Origin of the sequence: Brevundimonas sp. DC300-4, from assembly GCF_049897365.1 — a bacterium.
Classification (GTDB): domain Bacteria; phylum Pseudomonadota; class Alphaproteobacteria; order Caulobacterales; family Caulobacteraceae; genus Brevundimonas.
Genome location: NZ_JAFCWC010000016.1, coordinates 13,516 through 33,577, shown reverse-complemented (window position 1 = coordinate 33,577; position 20,062 = coordinate 13,516). Strand labels below are relative to the sequence as shown.

General features: G+C 58.7%; 10 protein-coding genes. 4 read left to right on the top strand and 6 right to left on the bottom strand.

Annotated features, from left to right (window positions below; translation table 11 throughout):
- Positions 1 to 182: 182 nt before the first annotated feature.
- Positions 183 to 707, top strand: coding sequence for a hypothetical protein (locus tag ACP7AZ_RS16470; protein ID WP_426039708.1), 525 nt, complete (start codon positions 183 to 185; stop codon positions 705 to 707).
- 120 nt (positions 708 to 827) lie between these two features.
- Here ACP7AZ_RS16470 and ACP7AZ_RS16465 read toward each other — a convergent pair whose 3' ends face one another.
- Complete coding sequence (locus ACP7AZ_RS16465) at positions 828 to 2,090, bottom strand: PD-(D/E)XK nuclease family protein (RefSeq protein WP_426039707.1); 1,263 nt, start codon at positions 2,088 to 2,090, stop codon at positions 828 to 830.
- Positions 2,091 to 2,388: 298 nt separating this feature from the next.
- Between ACP7AZ_RS16465 and ACP7AZ_RS16460 the strand changes: the two genes are divergently transcribed.
- The 3 genes from ACP7AZ_RS16460 (at position 2,389) to ACP7AZ_RS16450 (ending at position 7,627) form a co-directional block, all read left to right on the top strand.
- Entirely contained in the window at positions 2,389 to 5,799 is a 3,411-nt protein-coding gene (locus ACP7AZ_RS16460; RefSeq protein WP_426039706.1) for a DEAD/DEAH box helicase, read from the top strand.
- A 125-nt stretch (positions 5,800 to 5,924) separates the two neighbouring features.
- Positions 5,925 to 6,662, top strand: coding sequence for a thermonuclease family protein (locus ACP7AZ_RS16455; RefSeq protein WP_426039705.1), 738 nt, complete (start codon positions 5,925 to 5,927; stop codon positions 6,660 to 6,662).
- Positions 6,663 to 6,766: 104 nt separating this feature from the next.
- Positions 6,767 to 7,627 (top strand): DUF2130 domain-containing protein, encoded by an 861-nt coding sequence (locus ACP7AZ_RS16450; RefSeq protein WP_426039703.1) that lies wholly within the window; start codon positions 6,767 to 6,769, stop codon positions 7,625 to 7,627.
- Here the strand turns inward: ACP7AZ_RS16450 and ACP7AZ_RS16445 are convergent.
- The 5 genes from ACP7AZ_RS16445 to brxC all read right to left on the bottom strand — a co-directional run bounded on the left by ACP7AZ_RS16445 (position 7,560) and on the right by brxC (position 20,049).
- Positions 7,560 to 8,267 carry an IS6 family transposase gene (locus ACP7AZ_RS16445; RefSeq protein WP_426039701.1) on the bottom strand — a complete coding sequence of 236 codons (708 nt, stop codon included), beginning with the start codon at positions 8,265 to 8,267 and terminating at the stop codon, positions 7,560 to 7,562. The two genes, ACP7AZ_RS16450 and ACP7AZ_RS16445, sit on opposite strands and share 68 nt — an antisense overlap.
- A 170-nt stretch (positions 8,268 to 8,437) precedes the next feature.
- Positions 8,438 to 10,534 carry a BREX system Lon protease-like protein BrxL gene (gene brxL, locus ACP7AZ_RS16440; RefSeq protein WP_426039700.1) on the bottom strand — a complete coding sequence of 699 codons (2,097 nt, stop codon included), beginning with the start codon at positions 10,532 to 10,534 and terminating at the stop codon, positions 8,438 to 8,440.
- 11 nt (positions 10,535 to 10,545) lie between these two features.
- Complete coding sequence (pglZ, locus tag ACP7AZ_RS16435; protein ID WP_426039699.1) at positions 10,546 to 13,047, bottom strand: BREX-1 system phosphatase PglZ type A; 2,502 nt, start codon at positions 13,045 to 13,047, stop codon at positions 10,546 to 10,548.
- Entirely contained in the window at positions 13,040 to 16,531 is a 3,492-nt protein-coding gene (gene pglX / locus ACP7AZ_RS16430; protein WP_426039698.1) for a BREX-1 system adenine-specific DNA-methyltransferase PglX, read from the bottom strand. The genes pglZ and pglX overlap by 8 nt, the downstream gene beginning before the upstream one ends.
- On the bottom strand, positions 16,531 to 20,049 hold the full coding sequence (brxC, locus tag ACP7AZ_RS16425) for a BREX system P-loop protein BrxC (protein ID WP_426039697.1): 3,519 nt from the start codon (positions 20,047 to 20,049) through the stop codon (positions 16,531 to 16,533). Before brxC ends, pglX begins: the two co-directional genes overlap by 1 nt.
- Positions 20,050 to 20,062: the final 13 nt, after the last annotated feature.

Below are 20,062 nucleotides of genomic sequence, written 5' to 3'. Positions count from 1 at the left end.
AGCCCATAGGCCATATCCCGCCAGCCGAAGCCGAAGCTGCCTACTATGCCATGCTAGCCGAACAGCCCCTGGCCGCCTAACTTAAGCCAAATGGCCTCCGGCAAACCCGGGGCGGTTCACTATCGCGTTGGAGCACGCTCTTCCCTCGCGCTACGCTCCGACGGAGCCGGGGGAGAGACAACATGCTTGAGAAGATTGGCGCGACCTTAAAGACGGCAAACGACGCTCTCTCCGACGCCCGAAAAACATGGCGGGACGACAACATATCCGAGCGTGAGAAAAGGCTAGTTGAGCGTGAGAAAATCGTGGCCGCCCGTGAGGCTAAGCTGGCTCACACCATGCGAACCCTCCGTCAGATGCAGTCTAAGGCATGGCTCCGAAGAGTCGGCTTCGGGATGGGTGCCGCAGCGTTGGTTTGTATCGCGTTCGTTGCGGGATCGATGATGGCGCAGGCCCCACTGCCAACCTCTTCGGGTTCAGAGGCAGACTCGACTCTTGCGCCGAAATCGAACCAGCCCAGTGAAGTCCCCACTGTCGAACCGACGATCGAACCTGCCACTTCGAGCTACGGGGAATGCGTCGCAAAGGGGGACGCGTATTTCAAGGAGATCGGGTCCTGGCCGACGCTATCGAGCACCGGGCAAGACGCGCATTCTGCGGCTGTCGAACGGTGTGGCCGGACGATCAATGCGTTCGGGCCCTGGTGATGGCAGGACCGTCCTAACGCCGCGCCACGGAGCAGCTCAGTGCAGATGAAGACAATGGCACTGAACGAACCGGTACCCGCTGCCTGGCTCCGATGATCGCCTCCATCTAGCACTTCTAAATCAGCCGCCGACACCAGAAGCTGAGGCGACGAGCCGAGCATCAATGTCGATTATGGCGTCAATTAAAGACTGCAGCGTTCTTCCCTGGAAATCCGACCACGCCAGGCCGGCGCTATTGGCCTGAACCTCAAAGCTTTGGCCCTTCGCCTGCTGAGCGGTCAGAAGGTCGCGGCTAAAGATGGTGACCCATTGGGTGCCCATAGGCTTGACCAACCCGGTAAACAACTGTGGCTGAGCGAGAGCTTCAGCGTAAACAGCGGCTCTCATGTGGGTGTCCCCTGGACCTAGGATCAGGGAGACGTTCAAGCGGCCTGGCGAGCCGTTGTAGGTTTTGACCTCGAATAGCAAACCCCGACCGGTCTTTGACCACCTGGTCGGATCGCCCTTTATGACCGTTAAGCGGTCGTCCCAGACCTGAGGCGCGAAACGAAAGAGGCTGCCAGAACCACTGTCTTCAACGAGGCCATCGATCGCCAAAGCATTTTCGCGAACGACCGTTATTAGGCTGGTTGCCGGAGGTCTTGCGTCGAAGATGAAATCAAAAGCCTCTTTGTGGCGCTCGTAGAGTGCGACCGCGACCGCCTGTAGCTTTTCATCCTGCACAACGTGCCTCCGCAACATTTCTACATAGTGGCGCACGACCAGTCCGGCTTCGGACTCCCCATTGCCGGGCTCATCTCTGAGGAGGGCTTCAAGGGTGTCGGCTAAGTCGGCATAGCCGTAGGCGACATAGCCTTCATGGTCCGCCGACGTCCCGTCGGGAGTCAGGAAGACCAGGAGGCTCTTTTGGTTTGGATACACATGCGCAACCTTGTCGCTATAGCGCTTCAACTGACCGTCGCCGGCGCTCGCTCCGATCTTGTTTTCGATCGCGACGACCAAATTCAAAGCAGGCAGTTCGATCAAAATGTCGATGTTTTCGCGCTCGCGATAGACGACTGCGTCGTCGAGGTCGGTCACGAGAAGTTCCAACAACATGATCGGCCGTCCGTCTGGTTCCATCCGGCTGAGGACACGGCGTAGGAATGCGGCGAGAGCACGCGAGCCGAGGCCGTGGGGTCGATTGGGCGAGAGCAGATAGGCTAGGAAGTTGGAGTGACGGAGCTCGCCTCGGATGGCGCCGACAGCCTCGAAGACATTGAACGGCGACATCCGACGGTGGATGGTGAGAAAGTCGGGGTCGTCGAATATTGCTCCCAACTGCGCTTCGATAGAAAGCGAAGGCATCAAATCAGCGTCAGTCCCATTTGCGTTTCCGTTCATTGCCGAAGCTTAGCGACGCCCGCGCCGTGGACAAGCTCGGCGCAAAAGCGCCCGAGATCGATGAACGCGGATAGGAGCTGGCGCGACCGGGGGATAAAGCTTCAGTGCAGATCAACACAAATGCACTGAGCGGGCGGCGGTGAGCTAGAAGTCCACCCCTTGCGGTCGCGCCTCTTTGCACGCTTTGGCTGTTGATCGGACGACCTTTGCTCTAAGTCGATTGCGAGGGTGAGGCGGAGCTTTTTGGCGAACGCTCTCGCGGGCGTGGATTTTGGGGTCCATGCAAAGGGATGAGTGCGTGAGGCCGTATTTTCAAACGGGAATCGTTGAGCTCGAACGGCTAGCGTCGGCGCATCAAACCGACCGGGCCGTCCTTGAAGCGATCTCGGCCGAGCTTGCGCATCGCAAGACCGATCGCGCTGCAGCGTTGCGCGCCAAGGTGGACACGGCCCTGAAATCGCATGGTGGTTCCCCCGGCAGAGAACCCGACAAGCCTACTGCTCGGAACGCGCGGCGTCCTTCACCCGCGAGACCTGCCGCGGTCGACACGAACGACCTCTTCGAAGAGAGCGAGAAATTCGATTCTGACGACGTTGATGCCGTCTCCGGCGCTCCAGCCCAACCGACGACAAATTTCAAAGCGCAGCCCACTGGCCCGCTCACCAACGAGCCTGTGAACATTCTCGCTGCTTGGACGGTCTTGGAGGTGCTCAGTCCAGCGACCTATCTGAGACCAGCCCAACTCGCGGGAGGGGACGCGCGAGCGATCGCGAAACTTTCAGGCGCTCTACCGTGGTCCGGTGACGGCGAAAAATCGCGTCCGGGGAAACGTCTTTTCTATCATGTGGTGCTTGGTTCGATCGACATGGCGCCGGCCGTTGATCGATTGAGCAAAGCCTACGTCGATCTGCGCGTTGAACGACCACAGGCCCGCGGTGAGAGCATCGTTGCGAGCATCATCGTTGATCGGCAGGGCCGCCCCATCGAAGAGAGCGCTTTCTCGATTTCCAGCTTCGCTTGGGGGATGCCGATCGCGCTTGCAGGTGATCTAAAAGGTTTGGCGGACTGGCCCGACCAAGAGCGGCAACTCCTTGAGCAGCTCGATAAGCGAGTGCGCCGCCGCAATGCGGACGGTGAAACGCTTTCCCTCACGCGCAAAGACATAGACGACGCGTACAAATGGCTAGCGAGCTGTCTGGGCTTGCCGAAGGAGCTAACGAGTGGTCCGTCGTTCGCTGTTCGCGTCTACCCCTATTACCGGAGCAATGAGCCGCCTGACGCGCTGCTGCTCAATAGCTTCTTTCTGAATGACCTCAGCAAGGCCGCTGCGCTCATGCGCGACGGATCGGCGCCAGGCAATCTTTCGCGATATCTCGGTGCGATCAAACCAAGTGCGCGTGACGATCTGCTGCACGACGACACCGCGCTTGCTCGCGCCGTCGAGCCTTCGCGATTTCCGCCGGCCCGATGGCCGAGCCGCGGCGGGCATCCATTGGTTTTGCTTCAGCAGGCCGCCGTCAACCTTGCGCTCGACGAACTCAGAGATGGTGGTGTTCTCGCGATCAATGGACCGCCAGGCACTGGGAAAACTACACTTCTGAGAGATCTAGTGAGCGGGCTTGTGACCGACCGCGCCTTGGCGATGGCTCAGTTTTACGATCCCAGCGAAGCTTTTGTGCACAGTGGCGAGAAGGTGAGGGCGGGGAACAGCTGGATACATCTATACGAGGTCGATGAGAGCATTCGGGGCTTCGAGATGCTGGTCGCTTCATCGAACAACAAGGCGGTTGAGAACGTAAGCGGTGAAATCCCAACGCTCGGCGCCATTGCCGACGACCAACCAACGCTTCGATATTTTAGATCGCTGTCTGACGAACTCTGCGGCCAGGCGACATGGGGGTTGGGGGCTGCGGTCTTGGGCAACAGTGGAAACCGGTCGCGTTTTCGTCAGACATTCTGGTGGGATCCGGAGGTCGGTCTCTCGACCTACCTGGCCGCCGCTTCTGGGGCGCCGCAGGTCATCGAAGAGACGGCAGAGGCCGAAGCTGCTCTCGCCGAGCGTCCCCCACGTATCGTGACCGAAGAAGACGCACCGACTAGCAATGCCGACGCCCTGCGTCGCTGGCGTGTGATCCGAGAAGCCTTTCTGTCGAGTCATCGTGCAATGCAGGATGAGCTTGCGGAACTGGAACGGGTGCGTTTGGCATGGTCGCTTCTCCCCGGGCTTCTCCGCGAGCTGGCTGATTGGAAGGCGATTGTTGCCCAACGACCCGGCTTCTGGTCCAGATTGTTCGGGACTCGGCGGTGGCGTGAATGGGTGGTGCGGAAGGACAGCGCCGGCTCTCGGCTTCACAGGCATACCTCTGAGGCTGAGGCGGCCAATGTCGTGGCGCGTCAGGCGGCGAATACCATTCGGTACGAGCTTGAGCGTGCGAGGGGACCTCAATCAGGTTGGGCGGCAGCTGTGCACACGCTGTCCGAAACTCTGACCAGTGCGCAAGCTCGCCGAGCAGAGATTGGTGATCGGTTCATAGATGCTGAGTTTTTCAGTCGATCACACGCAGATCGCCATCGAGCGTCGCCTTGGTTGAGCGCTGAGCTGCAAAAGAGGCGTGACGACATGTTCGTACAGGCGTTGGCGGTTCACAAGGCTTTCATCGATGCCAGCGCCAAACCGCTGCGACATAACCTCGGCGCGATGATGAATGCGCTCGGCGGTGGATCACTTGGATCACCAGAGAAGGATGCTCTCTTACCGCATCTCTGGTCTTCTCTCTTCCTTGTGGTCCCCGCGATCTCGACCACGTTCGCGTCGGTCGATCGAATGCTTGGGCGGTTGCCGCCGGAGTCGCTGGGGTGGCTGCTGATTGACGAAGCCGGTCAAGCGACGCCCCAGTCTGCCGTCGGTGCACTCATGCGTGCCAAGCGCGCCATCGTCGTCGGCGACCCCCTTCAGATCCAACCCGTCGTAATGCTGCCCGAGACGTTGACCGACGCCATCCATCGTCAGTTCGGAGCAGATCCCGATCTCTACAACGCACCAGGTGCGTCAGTGCAGACACTCGCGGATGCGGCGACGGCGTACGTCGCGGAGTTTGCAGGCGGGAATGGCAGTCGTACCGTGGGCGTCCCTCTCTTGGTGCATCGTCGCTGTTCCGAGCCAATGTTCTCTGTCGCAAACGCGATCGCTTACGAGCGACAGATGGTTCAGGCGAAGGCTCCAAAGGAGTCGGCCATTCGCGACGCGCTGGGTGCGTCGCGTTGGATCAATGTGAATGGTCGAGCGGTCGATAAGTGGTCTGCGGCGGAAGGGCAGGTGGTGCTCGATCTGCTCGCAACGGCGACTGCGGGAGGCGGTCTACCAGACCTCTACATCGTAACGCCGTTTGTGGTCGTTCAAGACAACTTGCGTCGCTTGATTGCCGAAAGCGGGATCCTTGCGGCTTTGGTCCCTGACGCCACCGCGTGGCTGCGCGAGAGAGTGGGGACTGTACACACCGTGCAAGGTCGAGAAGCGGAGGCGGTTATCTTTGTGCTGGGGGCGCCGATGGCGTCTCAGACAGGCGCGCGAGCTTGGGCGGGTCGTCAGCCGAACTTGCTCAACGTCGCGGTCACACGGGCAAAGGAAGCTGTCTATGTGGTCGGTTCGCGTGATCGCTGGAATGATGTTGGGGTTTTTTCGGAGCTACATCGCAGACTGCCCGAATGACCGACTTGGTCGCGACGCAGCAGTGAGCTGCAAAGGGATTTCAGAGTGCAGATCACGACAAAGGCACTGATGCTGCGGCTCATGTTGGCGAAGGCTACCGCGTGAAGAGGCGGTGGAGCACCGCGATGTTGGTCGCGTGCGTGCTCATGCTCGGTGCATGCGAGCGCGTCGCCAATCAACTGCCGGCGCCCACCACGTCTCGCGCGCACGAGACCTTTAATGGCCGCGTCGTCGGTGTCGCCGACGGTGATACGATCACGGTTCTCGACGGCGACCGCCGTGAACGCTCCGTTCGTCTCGCCGAGATCGACGCGCCAGAGCGTCGGCAGCCTTGGGGCGAGCGGTCCAAACAGTCGTTGTCTGAGCTGGTCTACGGTCAGTCTGTCGAGGTCGTGCAGACCGACACCGACCGGTACGGTCGCGTGGTCGCTCAGGTCTCTGTCAACGGCCGTAACATCAACCGCGAGATGGTCGCTATCGGCGCGGCCTGGGCGTTCCGCGAGTACCTGATCGACGAGACGCTGATCGAGGTCGAGCGCGACGCCAAAACGCAGCGCATAGGTCTGTGGTCGATGCCGGCCTCTGATCAGGTTGAGCCTTGGCGATGGCGGCGCGGTAACCGCACGCCTGAAGCGGTATCCGTTGGCCAACCTGCGGTGACAACTCAGGTGCGGGGCCTGGTCGGGCGATCGCCGGCGCGGGGCGAGAGCTCGGCGTCGACGGAGGGGATCCGCTGCGGGTCAAAGCGGTACTGCAGTCAGATGCGGTCGTGCGACGAGGCTAGGGCCTATCTGGTGCAGTGTCGGGTCGACACCCTCGATGGCGACGGCGACGGCCGACCGTGTGAACAGCTCTGCTCGTAGTAACGGCAAAGCCTACGTCCGATTATGGCGTAGCTTCGATCTAGCGACTGATTCGAACTGTTAACGACTCGCGGCGGGCGAGCTTGCGACAGGGGAGGACCATCATGAGCGAACCGACGATTCAGTGCCCGAATTGCGAAACCGAGATCAAGCTCACGGATTCCTTGGCGGCGCCGTTGGTCGCCGAGACGCGCAAGCAATATACCGCGCAGCTGGCGGCCAAGGACCAAGAAATAGCAGCGGCGGAGGCTGGTCTCGCAGCTGAGAAGGCGTCACTCGAGAAGCAGCGCGACGCGCTCGACGCTACGGTGGCTCAACGGCTGGATGCCGAGCGCAAGCAAATCGCGGCCGAGGAAACCGAGCGTGCCAAGCGCATGGTCGCGCTCGATATAGAAGGCAAAGACAACCAGCTGAAAGAGCTGACGGAGACCCTCAAGGCGCGCGAAGAGAAGCTGAAGACGGCCCAAGCTGCTGAAGCCGAGATGCTCAAGAAACAGCGCGAGCTAGACGACAAGCTGCGGGAGGCGGAACTCACCGTACAGCGGCAGGTCAGCGAGGGGCTGGCGGCGGTTCGAGCTTCGGCCAAACAGGAGGCTGAGGAGGCGCTGTCACTGACCGTCAAGGAGCGCGACACGCAGATCGCGTCGATGCACCAGAAAATCGAAGAGCCTAAAAAGAAGGCGGAGCAGGGGTCTCAACAGCTGCAGGGCGAGGCGCAGGAACTCGTGCTCGAAGACATACTGCGCGCGAAGTTCCCATTCGATCAGCTCGAACCAGTCGGCAAAGGCGAGTTCGGCGGCGATGTCCTCCAACGCGTGGTCAATGCGTCAGGTCGGTGCTGTCAGTCCAACGCCAACTTGTCTCCAAGTGACGCATTCTGGGCAGATAACGCGATGCCTATGTGGCGAGCGTCTGCCACTCGGCCAGGGCGGCCGAGCGTTGGGCCTTGTATGTCTCTCTGCTGATGAGGTGGCGATCCTGATTGAAGTGGTTGTGGAAGGCGGCGTGGACTGAGCTGAACTTCTGCAGCGTCTTCATCTGCCGGAACCTCAGCATGGCCCGTTCTCGTCGTCGGAATGGCAGATGGGAGTTCTCAACCCTGTTGTTGGCCCAGCGGCCGATCTCCTGTTTGGCGGCGTTGCCGAGGGCCTTCATGGCGGCCTTGTAGGATCGCAAACCGTCCGTCGTGATGGCCTTCACCCGGCCGTGCCGTTTCATGATCTTCTTCATGAACGTTAGCGCCGCGGCCTTGTCCCGGGTCTTGCTGGCAAAGGATTCCAGCACCTCGCCCTCCTGGTCCACGGCCCGCCAGAGGTAATGCATCTCGCCGTTGATCTTCACGTAGATCTCGTCGAGATGCCACCTCCAGTGGGTGAACGCGCGCATCTTCTGAACCCGCTTTCGTCGGATCTCGGCGGCGAACATCGGGCCAAACCGGTTCCACCACAGGCGCACCGTCTCATGGCAGATGTCGATGCCGCGCTCGGCCAGCAGGTCTTCCACATTCCGAAGCGACAGCGGGTACTTTACGTACATCATCACCACCGTCCGGATCACCTCCGGCGAGCTGTCGAAGTAGCGGAACGGATTGGTGCTCTTGGCCATCCCAAAGAGCTAGCCGCCCTCCCCTTACCGCCGGCCTAAGTTTGGGCTGACAGAGCCGGTCAGAGGCTTGCTCGCCTTTGCTTTCCACCTCCAAAACACCCTGTCTCGGTGCCCACGAAACCGGGGGCTGCTCAATCTATCGCTTAAGGGCGAGAGCGAACCTTAAAGCGTCAGGCTACCTCCGGGCTTACGCGCACGTATGTGACGTAAAAGCCCTTCAGCATTCTGTGTTCTTGCAGTCGATCACCAAGTGAAAACCCGTCAATTTTGACGGGGGCCTGGAATACATCAAGGCCTCGGTCGAGAACGATTTTCCAGCCGGTATCGCAGACAATATCGCGCGCATGGGCTGATCCTGACGTGTCAAAGGCCCATGTGAAGTCGACGCCCGTGGCTGTGCAGGCGGTCGCGATCGAGTCCAGAAGCTCTCCTTGACGGTGAGCGTTCGCGTCGTCAGGCCCGGTCACGAGATGAATCCTGACCTGATCTTCCGGAGATTTTCTGCGGATCACCATCTCGACGAACTCCATCAGATTCCGGATCTGATAGAAATAACGGATGTACGGGTCCGTAACGACTATGAGTTTGGCCCCGTCGGTATAGGGACCAAAGAGCTTGTCATAGCTGACCCCTTTGCGGTTCTCAGCGAAGACTTGGTGACCTTCGGCCAACCTGGGCGGCGCACTCCGCGATGCGAGGCCATCTGCAGGCGCAGCCTCGGGAATTCGAGTTTCTTCAGCCCGGTCATTGCCAGGGTCAACCTCCGGGGCATGATCGCCCTCGGCAAAGAGGCCCGGCCTTAAATTGTAAAACTGAGGGTACTCCTCTTCTTCGACCGTTGTGACCCGGCGCTTCTGGTCACCGGACCCGACAAAGTAGAAATCGACCTCAGGGTAGGTGCTATCAATGCGGGCGAGTTGATCCTTGACACGTTTGCGACTTTCCATCGCAAGGCGCAGCAGTTCTTCAACCTCTGCCTCCGTCTGGCTACCATCCGGGAACAGAAGCTTCAGAAAACCGGACATGGTCTTGAAAATCGCGTCTCTGTCTCGCGTTGATATCTTCTCACTGACCTTGAAGAACTTATCTGGCCGGTTAGAAAAATCTTCCGATCGGAGATGTCGAAGGATTTCAGCCAGATAGTCGACAATGAAGCCGTATCCCTTGGTGAACATCTCACCGCGGATCACGTCGATCTCCCAGCCTGGAAGATAGGCGTGAAGTCGGTCAATGAAAGCGGAGTCGTGAAACTGGCTGGGCAGGGCCTCGAACAGATCGCTGTTCTTCAGCATGAACGGTACGTTGTGGTCCGTGTTCCCCACGAAGGAAAAACTGGCCTCAGCCCCCATGGGATTGATCCCGCGAGAGAAGGTCTTGTTGGCCATGTAGTTCTTCATGATATCGACGAGCGCCTTGTTCGCGGTCTTTTCTCGACCGGCGAACTCGTCAAATGCCACCACATCCCAATAGCCGACGAGACCGATCCGTCCGCTAGAATTGTTCACGAAAAGCTTCGGGATGGAGATTTCTCCTCCCGAGATCAACTGTCCATGAGGCGAGAATTCTGAATATATATGAGATTTTCCTGTACCCTTTGGGCCCAGTTCGATCAGGTTGTAGTTTCGCTCGACGAACGGAACCAAGCGCAGAAGCTGCAGAAGCTTGCTCCGTCGGCCGAAGGCGCCAGGTTCGAAGCCGATGCTCTGGATCAGAAGGTCAATCCACTCATCCGTCGTAAACGCAGACCTAATCTCACGATACTGTTCGTAATCGACCTTGGCGATCTGGATGGGCTTGATCGTATCGAGGATCCACGGCGAGACCCGGGTGTCCTCCGTGAACTCGTATTGGACGTCGGCGATGCACCAGACACCTGTGACCAGCAGCTTGGGATGCGCCTTGATGGTCCCGCTATCGACCGCAACCCTCTTGATCCCCAGATTCTCGAACACAGCCTCATAGCTGTCCGTCTTTTCGTTCAGAGACACGCTGACCTGGTCGATGACCTTGTAGCGTCCCAGCTCCTTGATACGGGACTGGACCAGGCCGGCTTCACTGCGGTGAACGTAGTGCTTCTGCAGGATGTCCTTCACGGTCTCGATGCCAGTTTGGATCGAGGCCTCGTCATCGGTCGCGCAGTACTGCCCGAGCAGATATTCGAGCACGTAGGTGGGCACGATGGCATTGCCCTTGACGGCTTTGACAAGGTCCTTGCGAACCACAAATCCAGAAAAGTGCTGATTGATTTTGGCGTCGAGATCACTCATCAGCCGGCTCCCTAAAAATCAAAGTCGGTGGTGATGCCACGGCGGAGCTCGAAGCGGTGGCTGGCGTAGTCTTCGTAGTGGCTGGTTTTGCCGATCCGCTCTCGCAGCTTGAGGACCGCTTCCTGATTGTTGAAGCGGTCCGCCTCGCGCGACAGCAAGAACTTACGCGGCATCTCGCGTTCGCGGGCATTGTCCGACCGGAAGTCGAATAGCATCGTGAACTCGTCTGAGATCAGTGTCCCGTCGGCGGCATAAATTCCAGCCAATAGCTCTCGGGCGCGCATCTTCTCGGACATCGCCTGCGCCTGATAAAACGTAACTGCGGTTTGACCTGACGAGATCAGACTACGCCCGGAGACAAGGATCTGCACTTCGACCTGACCAACGTCGCCCTCCCGCTTTTTGCCAACGCGGATGACAGGGATGACGATCTCTTGCAGCGTCGCGCCCCCATGGACGAAGCGGCTGCCTGACCCTTTGACCCTCATTCGGTTGATCGAGTTGGGGATCAAGACTTCCAGGTCTCCGGACAATCCCAGGCTCGGCGATGTGAAAAGCTTCATACCCGGGGTTGGCCCCAGGCCACGCCCGATAACAAAACGTCGATTTCGGAACAGGATCTCGTCGCCCTGTGGGTCGGCGATCGCGAAGTCGCTCTCATCCAGTGCCCGGTGTTGATACAGGAACCCGTGGTCTGCGGTGATCAGGATGTTCGAAAAATTGGCGGAAGTGAGCTTGCGAACGAGTTTGGTCAGATCCTCGATGGTGTCTTCCACCGCTTGAGGCAGCTGATCTTCGGTCTGGAGCTTGTCACCAATCGCGTCGACCCGGTTGTGGTAGACGTAGACGATATGGTGATCGCGAAAGAGGGCCTTGCCCTCCTCCGTGCGCATGTTCATCAGGTCTTCGGCCTTCAAGGCCTTGGCGCTGTCGCCCTTACGCCCGGCTATGAGTAGCTTCTCTCGGGCGGCCAGCCCTTTGGTGCTTTCTCCTCCAGAAAGAATGTCGCCGCTCCCGTCAACTGCGAGGGCAAGATCACTGTGCGGCAGAAGCGCGGCCATGCCGAGTTGCGTATAACTGGGCAGGGCGCTGATCATCGGCTTCAACTCGGCGTCGAAGCGATCAAGGGCCCGGATATGGCGCAGGCATTCCTCCGCCACCTCGTAGCGCAGGGCGTCCGAAATGATGACGGCGACCTTCTGATCCTTGCGCCGATAGTAAGCGGCCTGTTCGCGATAGAAATCAGCCTGAGCGTCATAGCCCGGGATTTTCCACTCGCCGAGATGCGCGATCTGATCCTGCCAGGCGTCGTTTACGGCAAGAACGAAGTTGTTGTTGTATCGGTTCTCGACCGCGTCATAAAGGTCGCCCAGCAGTGAAGCCTGTCCGCTCTTCTGCATGTGGTAGATGAACTTGCGATACAGCTGGTCGAGGCGGTGCCAGCTGCCGACATAGCGTCTGACCCCTTCGGCCGGACTGGTCATGCTCAGGTCCGCTGTCGCCAAAGCCTGCTGGAACTCTGTGGCGAACGCGATCGCCTGATAGACGTCCTCGAACCTGGAATACCAGTGGCTCTGCCGCCGCTCGCGCGCCCATCCCAGCACGTCTGGCGCACTGACCGTCTGGGTCGACATGGCTTGAACCAGTTGGCTGATGATGTGTCGGTCGATGTCCTCGAAGTGATCAATCCCCACCACTGTTCGGAAGTCACGCTTGCGAAGGTCGGCTCGGATCTTCAGCAGGTCCTGATATCGGTCGGACAGGGTTTCGAACGCATCGGCCCAATGGCGGTTGTTCTTCCAACGGCGGAACACCAGAAGCGCCTCGGCATTCAGCCGGCCATCCTCGCCCAGGGCCCTCGAATAGGCCGACTGGAAAAGCGTGATCGCGAAATCCTCGAAGTCCGACTCGTCTGAATGATAGCCGTAAGCCTGCTCCACCTGCTTCCAGAACGTCTGGGTGAGGCCTGCCCGCTCAAGCAGACGCAGCGCATCCTCGTTTCCGCTCGCCAGCTCGCCCAACAGCCCTTCAATCACCGTATCGAGGCCGCCTTCGGCACCGGCGCAAACGGCCAGCATTCGCAGGCGCATCTGTGTCTGGGTGTCCGACGGCTGCATCAGCCGCTTCAGCGCATCGACCCGGGTCTTGGCGCGGAAGAACTCGATATGCTCACGAACTACTGCCTCGAACTGCAGGGGCAACCCCAGCTCGGCCAGCCAGATTGCGGCCTGGTCAGCCTTGAAGACTGTTGTCGCCAGCTGCACATCAAGCAGCCAGTTCTCGGCCATCGGCGGCTCTGGCCCGTCCTTGAACAGCAGGAACTGCGTGTCCGCCTCTTGCCGCAGGATGCGGTATTTTAGCCCGAACTCGTTGTTCGCGATCTCGAGCTTGGTCACGCCGTCCAGGTCCGCGGCGTCGAACTCGGCCCGCATGTCGCGATCGACATCGTACCAGAAGACGATCCGGTGCTCCTCGAACAGCCGCCGCAGACTGGCGGAGATGCGGTCACTCATCCACAGCCTCTAGCCCCTTTATCGGCTTCAGGGCCGCGCCGAACAGCGGATAGTTCCGCTTTACCCCGTCATCCAGATCGATCTCGATCTTCGCCTGCGCCAGCGGGAAGACCACCTCGCGCTCCCACTCCTCCAGCTCGGCGATCTGCTTGATCACGGTGCCCACATCCTTCAACGCCTTGGTGCGCTGGGTCTGGGTGGCGTTCGGGTCATCAGCCAGCTTTTCCAGCCTACTGCGTTCGGCCTGCAGCTTGCTGATGAACTCGCGCAGATAGTCGTTCAGCACGACCGACACTGTGTCTGGGCGGTAGCGGTGCATGTAGATCAGCGCGTTGAAGCTGCCCTTGGGGGACGAGAACATCCAGTAGATCGGGCGCTTTTTGTAGCGGCGAACGTGGTATTCAAAGAAGTCCCTGGTGAACCACTTGCGGATGTCCTTGCCCAAGGCGTCTTCGATGAAGGACATGTTTTCTTGAAGCTTTGCCTCGCCAAAGGTCACGCGCAAGAGCTTGCGGAAGCGTTCGGTGATGTCATCGGCGAACCAGTCGGCGTCCAGCACCGGGATGACGTTGTCGGCGTCGACGTCAAAGCTGGGTTCCGGCACACGGGCGAGGTAATCGGCCAGCCCTTCGCCTTGATTGGCAAGGATCAAGCCGGGGGCGTCCAGGCTATAGCGGCCGAACATGCAGCCCACGGCATAGTGCAGGAATTCGGCCATGGTGTCGGCGCGCAGGCGGGTTTCCAGCTCTTCCGCCATGGCCTTGCCGCCATAGCGATAGGCGGGGTTGCATGTAAGGGTGATTTCCTCCAGCGGCACCTCGGGGGTCAGCTCGTCTTGCAGACCGTAAGCGTCGATGAAGATGCGGTTGTTCTCTTCCTCCAGCCGCTGCATCTCGGACGTCATGCCCTGCCAATGGGCGCGGAAGGTGGTGTAGCTGGCCGCCAGCGTCTCGGCCCGATGCTCGGGGGCGAGCAGGGGCAGCGAGGTGAAATCCCAGGAGGTTTCGTATGCGTCCCAGTCGGATTTGGTTATGGAAACCGCTTCGCGTGTATTCTTGGACAAAGTACCCGCACCCGCTATTTCGAGATTATCTAACACTGGAAGGCGCAAAATGTCACCAACCTGAAAGGCCAGCGTCGGGTTTAATATTCTAAGTATTTCGCGACAGACTTGCGAACACATAAACGCCAATACGACTGAATCATCATAGTCTTTATTTGCGAAAAGCATCATTCCATTTACATCAAATAGATAGCCGTCTGGAATATAACGAACACCAAAATGAGAAGAACTCAGTAGCGTCCAGGTGATTCCACCTTTCAGATAAAAAGAGGGATTTCGTAAAATCGCTCGTGGGAACTTTTTTAGCCGTCGACCCTCATCTTCCCAATCGACCAAAAATTCACCATTTCCATAAAACTTGCGGAAATCGCCTCCTTTGTTGTAGGGAAACCATCTGGTAGGGTGGGTCTTTTTTAAGCACCCCTCACGCAGCGATGTATTAATTTGAGAAACCTCAAACCACGATCTTACAAAGGTGGCGTTTTCGCCTGTTGTCATCCCATTACGTGCCGTTGAAATGTCGGCAAGATTCAGAGATTTTTCAAATAAATCGAATAACTTGTTGCTCGCCCAATAGGCAATTGGAGAGCTCGGAATTTTTCGAAAGTCTTTTGTGGAAGCCCTGTAAAACCACCCACAGTGTGGATTCCGAATAGCCTCTAGGGCCATAGGGCCTTGAAGCGCCGAGCCACGAAATTTTGACAGCCGCACAAATCCTCCCATGAATTCGGGAGAATATGAATTCTGCAAGGTAAAGGTACATATAGGAACAGTGGCGCCTTCAAAACCAGAATATTCCAATTGGATCAAGCTTGTTATGGTCTTCTGTTCTAGAATAAAAACTCGCAATAGTTCATAAGATGAAATAAACATCCAAACAAGGGGGGTCATAAACCCCAATTGTCCTTTAACGACTGCCAACTTCGTGTTCCGAACCATAAATGCCGAGAACAAGTCGGATTTCACTTCTGCAAACTTTTCCTTCAAGAAGTCCTGAAGCTTTACGTTCATCCCCTTCCCACCCATATACGGCGGGTTAGCCACCACAACATGGTATTTGGGCGAGAGGGCCTCGGCCATCTCCAGAACCTTCAGCACCCGGTCCTGCACATCGCGCAGCAGCAGGTCGCCGCCGAACTCTTTCAGCCGCACCACACGGGCCACCTCAGCGGAATCGCGCAGTTTCGGCACGATCAGCGAGCCGAAGTTCTTGGCCTGCTCGAACTGCCCGAGCGTTTCGCGCAGATCCGACGTGAACAGATCGCGCCCCACCACGGCGGCCACGTCCTGCATCTCGGCCGGGGCAAAGCGCACATCCTGCATCACGCATATATTGGGCTGCACCCCCAGTCGTAGAAACTTCCGCCGCCCCAGCTTCGCCGCCCCCTTCATCACCAGCGCAAACGCCGCCAGCGCCCCGGCACGGTCGTCAATCTCGACTCCTTGCAGGTTGTGGGTCAGGATCAGTGCGGGGATGCTGTCAGCCTCATACCCTTCCTCGGCATAGATCGCGTGCAGCAGGTCAAAGGCATAGGTCAGCATATGCCCCGACCCGCAGGCCGGATCGCAGATACGGATGTCCTCGGGCCGGTCGATGCGCAGAAAGTCCGTCTCGGGTTCCTCGGGTGCGATGTAGTAGTCCATCTGCACAGCCAGTTTTGACTCCGGCCGGTTCAGCAGCCAGAGCCGCCCTAGAGAGTTTTCCACCAGATAGCGGACGATCCAGTGTGGGGTGAACAGCTGCGTCGCGGCGGGGATGTTTTCCGCCGTGATCTTGATGTTCTTCTTCAGCCCGGCAAAGACCTGATCCTTCTTTTCCGAGACGTAGAACTGGTAGAGCCAGCCGATCACCTCGACATCCGCGCAGGCATCTTGCGTCATCGCTTCGCGCAGGCGGGCGAGGATGGAGCTGGGCGACAGCAGATCCTCGGGCATCAGAAGTTCGGTGTAGTCGTCGAACTTTTCGAACAGAAACGGCATCGAGCCGTGCCACTGGTTGCAGGCATGGACGACCAGTAGCCGGTAAGCCTCAGCCTGGGCGTCCGGAGATGGAACGCGCCCGTCCAGCAGAGCTGTGACGCCGGCGGGGGCGCCCTCCGGCAGATTCCCCGCGAGCGCCTCTGACAATATCTCCGGCCGCGTTGCACCGTCTGCGGGGGAAACGACGCGTGGACTGGTGTAGCCATTCACATCCATGAACCGCAGCGCAGTGAAGCGGTTGAACCAGGTGTAGGCCACCTGTTCGATGACCTGCCCCCTGCCGCGTGCGGCAATGGCGGCATCCAGGACCTTCATCGCTTCGGGTTGCTCCCGCCGCGCCATCGAGGCGGGATCGAGGACGACAGTGAGCTTGCCGGTGATCTGATCGATCAGGAGATTCCGGGCTGCCTGGCCGAACTTCTTCAGCGCATTGGTATCCATCAAACAATCACCTTCATGCCCTGGGCGATCTGCGCCATCAGGGCTGTACGCAGTTCATCGACGTACTGGTCGACGTCGGATTCCTCAGCCAGGTAGATCCGCGGGTAGGCGACCTTGACCTCTGAAGCCTTGATATAGGCAGGTGTTGCCGGTGGTACCGGTGGTGGTGAACCTTCCTCGCCCATGCCCAGGGGGGTGGTCGGAGCCAGCACGGGTGGGGCGAAGGCAGCCATCTGCGCAAGAAGTTGCTGCATAAGCCCGGAACGCGCGCCACTGGCGCGGTCCCGCAGGATCGGGATCAGTATCACCGTATCCAGCCCAGCCTTGTGAGCGTCGACGCTGCGCCGGATCTTGTCCTGCTGTTCAGACGTGAGCGCCCGGAACTCCGCGGTACTGGCAATCTTCTCGGCACAATCATCCACCGCAGCGATGACAGCCTTGCGCTCCCTGAGAACCTCGAGTTCGGTCTGGTCCTTGAGGGCGTAAAGGCCCGTCTTCAGCGACTGTATCGCCCCGCCCCGGTAGCAGTCAGGATCGGAGAGGGTTTCGCGCAGCCTGTCGCCCGCAGCAGCATCGACATAGCTGATGTTGGCTTCCTGAGCCTGCAGGTAGGCCCGGGCATCATCGTAGATTTCCCGCTGCGGTCCCCCCATGAAGGTTCGAACCTTGTCGAGAACAGCCTCCTTTTGGTCAACCAGTCGGTCACCAGCCTTGACGGGCTCGGTGATGTACCAGCTGGCGGGCTTGTCCTTCATCAGGACGATCTCATCGCGCAGGGGTTCGAGCGCTTTGAGGAAAGAATACTTATCCCGTTGCGCCAGCATGAGGTTCAGCTCGTTCGCCAGATTGGCAACGCTTTGGGCCCATTCCGCACCGAGCGTGCGGGCCTCGGAACCGTCAGCCGGCAGGCCGAAAAGTTCTGTATAGAGCTCCTTCGCCGCACGGATCTGGGCGGCCGTGAACTCCAACTGCGGCGTCAAAAGAATGTTCGAAAGCTTGTGGCTGTTGTTCAACGCCTGAGCGAGTTCCGCCCCCTCCTGCAAGGCGCCATCCAGGCGAGCTTCGACCTTACCCTTGGCTGAAAGGCTGGCGGCGAGACAAAGCGTTGCGATGGTCGGCCAACCGTTTGGCTTGCCACCGAAGCGCTCGATAAGGGACTTGACCGACACCTTGATGCCATTGCGGGCCTGGCCTGACACGTAGTTCAGAACATCCTGCTCAGCCTCGTCCAGCGCTGCTGCAGTGCCGCCAAACAGGCCGGATGCGGGGCTGGCGGCCTTTGCAATGTCGGCTTCTACATAGTTGACCTTTCGCAGCATCGGCAGGTTTACGTAGACCTTGTCGACGAGCACCTGGAACGCCTTGGTGATCCGGTCCTGGGGCTCGTCCCCGCCGATATCCAGTTCGTCGCCCCTCACAAAAAGTCGGGCGGAAGCCATCAGGGTTCTGAGCCGCAGTTCCAGATCTTTGGACCTCCGCACGTTCTGCTCGCCCTTCTCCGTGATGATCCTGTCACGTCCGGGTTGAGGCGAACCGCTTCGCGCCTGCCGGATGAACTTGTCTGTCTGTCGGTAGAGGCTGAGATCGCGAACGAACCGAACATCAGGTTGGAGAACGATAGCCAGCTCCTCACGCCCCATGTTGCGCATTTGAACCGCCTGCGGCGCGGCGGCGTCATCGTTCATCGGGCTGATGATATTGACTGAAAGCTCATACTCTCGGCCAAGCAACTGATCATCCAGCCTGCGGCTGAAGGCGTATTCATAACCCGTTGCCAGGTGCTTCAGCTTGCGGTGCCGCACAATCGTATCGAAGGCGAGGGTCTCAAGCTCCTTGTTGAGTTCACTGGGGTCGAGGTCGATCGCCTTGATCTCGGCTTCGACATCCTTCTCCTCATTGGTGAGGAACTCGTAGATCTCGCCGTTGCGCTGAACGTAGGTGTTTCGCTCCAGCAGCCCCAAGGCCTCTTCAATCTTGCGTCGCTGTCCAACCTGATCGACGTCGAACTCTGACAGCAGAAGTATGCTGATGTTGCGAACAGTCGGCTTGAATTCCTTGACGTATTTAACGAGGAAGAGAGCCTTGAGGACGCGAACCGCAAAGGGGTCCTCGAGGTTTTTTTCCGCGATCTGGATCGACTGCTGCACCGATGACTTGAGGGCGGTACGGATGCCTTCAAACATGAGATCGAACGTAGCGAGCCCCCCGACCGGGCGATCCGTCAGCGATTTTGCCACCTCCTGGAACACGCCGAGCATCGACCGCTCACCAACCGAGCTGTGCTTACCCTCAAAAGCGTTGTGCTGAGACAGAGAGACGATCGCCATCTGAAAAAGCGTGTACTGATAAGGAGGGAAAGGGTAGCTGCTGACGAAATGCTTACGGTCGCGATAGTTGAGGAGCTTGATCGAGCCATCTGCAAAGTCGAAAAGCGTCTTGAAGTTGGCCTCCTCCTTGTCGTGAAGGTTCCCCAACACGATCGCTGCGGCATCTGTTTTAGACAGCAACCGCCTCTGTATGACCTCCGCCACGTCCGCTGAATTCAGAGGTATCCGGTTTGCAAAGCGCGCCTGGATTTTCGAGAAGTCATTTTCTTGCTGGACGGTAAGATCGCCGACGACTTCAGTGATCGCTTGCTGTGCCGTGACGATGATCCACGCCTGACCCCTGCATTTTGTATTCAGACTTTCTGCGATCGTCTGCAGGTTCGTCATAAGCTTGACGTTGTCAGCGATATACTGACCCACCTCGTCCACAAAAAAGTTGAGCCTGAAGTTTGGAACCTGGCGATCGATCCAGCTCTTCACCGCATCGGCAAAATCCTCGATCGAGACCCGGGTATCCTTGCGATAGTTCGAGAGAATATCCTTGGCGTCCTCCGCGTCGGTTCCTGTGGCGCGGGCAAAGGCCAGGGCGATGTTGCGTCCCTCCAGCAAGGCCTCCTGCCGGCCCCTTGTTTCCCAGGCCTTGCCCGAAACCTGATGGAATGCCTCTTTGAAGGCAGCGAACTGCCCTCGCTCGTCGAGCTGTCGCTCGAACTCCGCGATGTGAGGCTGCTTCCCGAAATAGCCGCGCATCTCGTCGAAAACCTTCTGAAAAACAGAAAGCAACGCATCGACATCCGTCTTGGAGATCACATCGGCCTTCTGGTCGATGTTGAAAAGGATCGATCTGGAGGGGACCGAGACAGCCTTTCGAAGCGCCCCGGCCAGCATCGGGTCGTCCTTCAGTTTCTCCAGAAAAATATCCGATGCCTTGGCCCCGTCCACCTCGCGGCTCTCGAGCACCAGGGCCAGCATCTTGAGCAGGTGGGATTTGCCTGAACCGAAAAAGCCTGAAATCCAGACGCCGTTCGCCGTCTCGAAATTATTGTAACTTTCGAGAAATTCGCTGAGGCGCCGGCCGATCTCACCGGTGATAACGTATTCATCAAGCTCAGTTCTCAGACTTGCGTCGTCATCGGCCTTGATGACACCATCAATCGAACGGTCGACGGGTTTTTCGAAAATTTCGCGCATCGATATCGCCACT

What these genes read in the sequence shown, in the direction of transcription:
- brxC (WP_426039697.1), bottom strand. Translation starts at nt 20,049, where the DNA reads ATGCGCGAAATTTTCGAAAAACCCGTCGACCGTTCGATTGATGGTGTC.
- ACP7AZ_RS16445 (WP_426039701.1), bottom strand. Translation starts at nt 8,267, where the DNA reads ATGGCCAAGAGCACCAATCCGTTCCGCTACTTCGACAGCTCGCCGGAG.
- ACP7AZ_RS16465 (WP_426039707.1), bottom strand. Translation starts at nt 2,090, where the DNA reads ATGAACGGAAACGCAAATGGGACTGACGCTGATTTGATGCCTTCGCTT.
- ACP7AZ_RS16470 (WP_426039708.1), top strand. Translation starts at nt 183, where the DNA reads ATGCTTGAGAAGATTGGCGCGACCTTAAAGACGGCAAACGACGCTCTC.
- brxL (WP_426039700.1), bottom strand. Translation starts at nt 10,534, where the DNA reads ATGAGTGATCTCGACGCCAAAATCAATCAGCACTTTTCTGGATTTGTG.
- ACP7AZ_RS16455 (WP_426039705.1), top strand. Translation starts at nt 5,925, where the DNA reads ATGTTGGTCGCGTGCGTGCTCATGCTCGGTGCATGCGAGCGCGTCGCC.
- pglZ (WP_426039699.1), bottom strand. Translation starts at nt 13,047, where the DNA reads ATGAGTGACCGCATCTCCGCCAGTCTGCGGCGGCTGTTCGAGGAGCAC.
- ACP7AZ_RS16450 (WP_426039703.1), top strand. Translation starts at nt 6,767, where the DNA reads ATGAGCGAACCGACGATTCAGTGCCCGAATTGCGAAACCGAGATCAAG.
- pglX (WP_426039698.1), bottom strand. Translation starts at nt 16,531, where the DNA reads ATGGATACCAATGCGCTGAAGAAGTTCGGCCAGGCAGCCCGGAATCTC.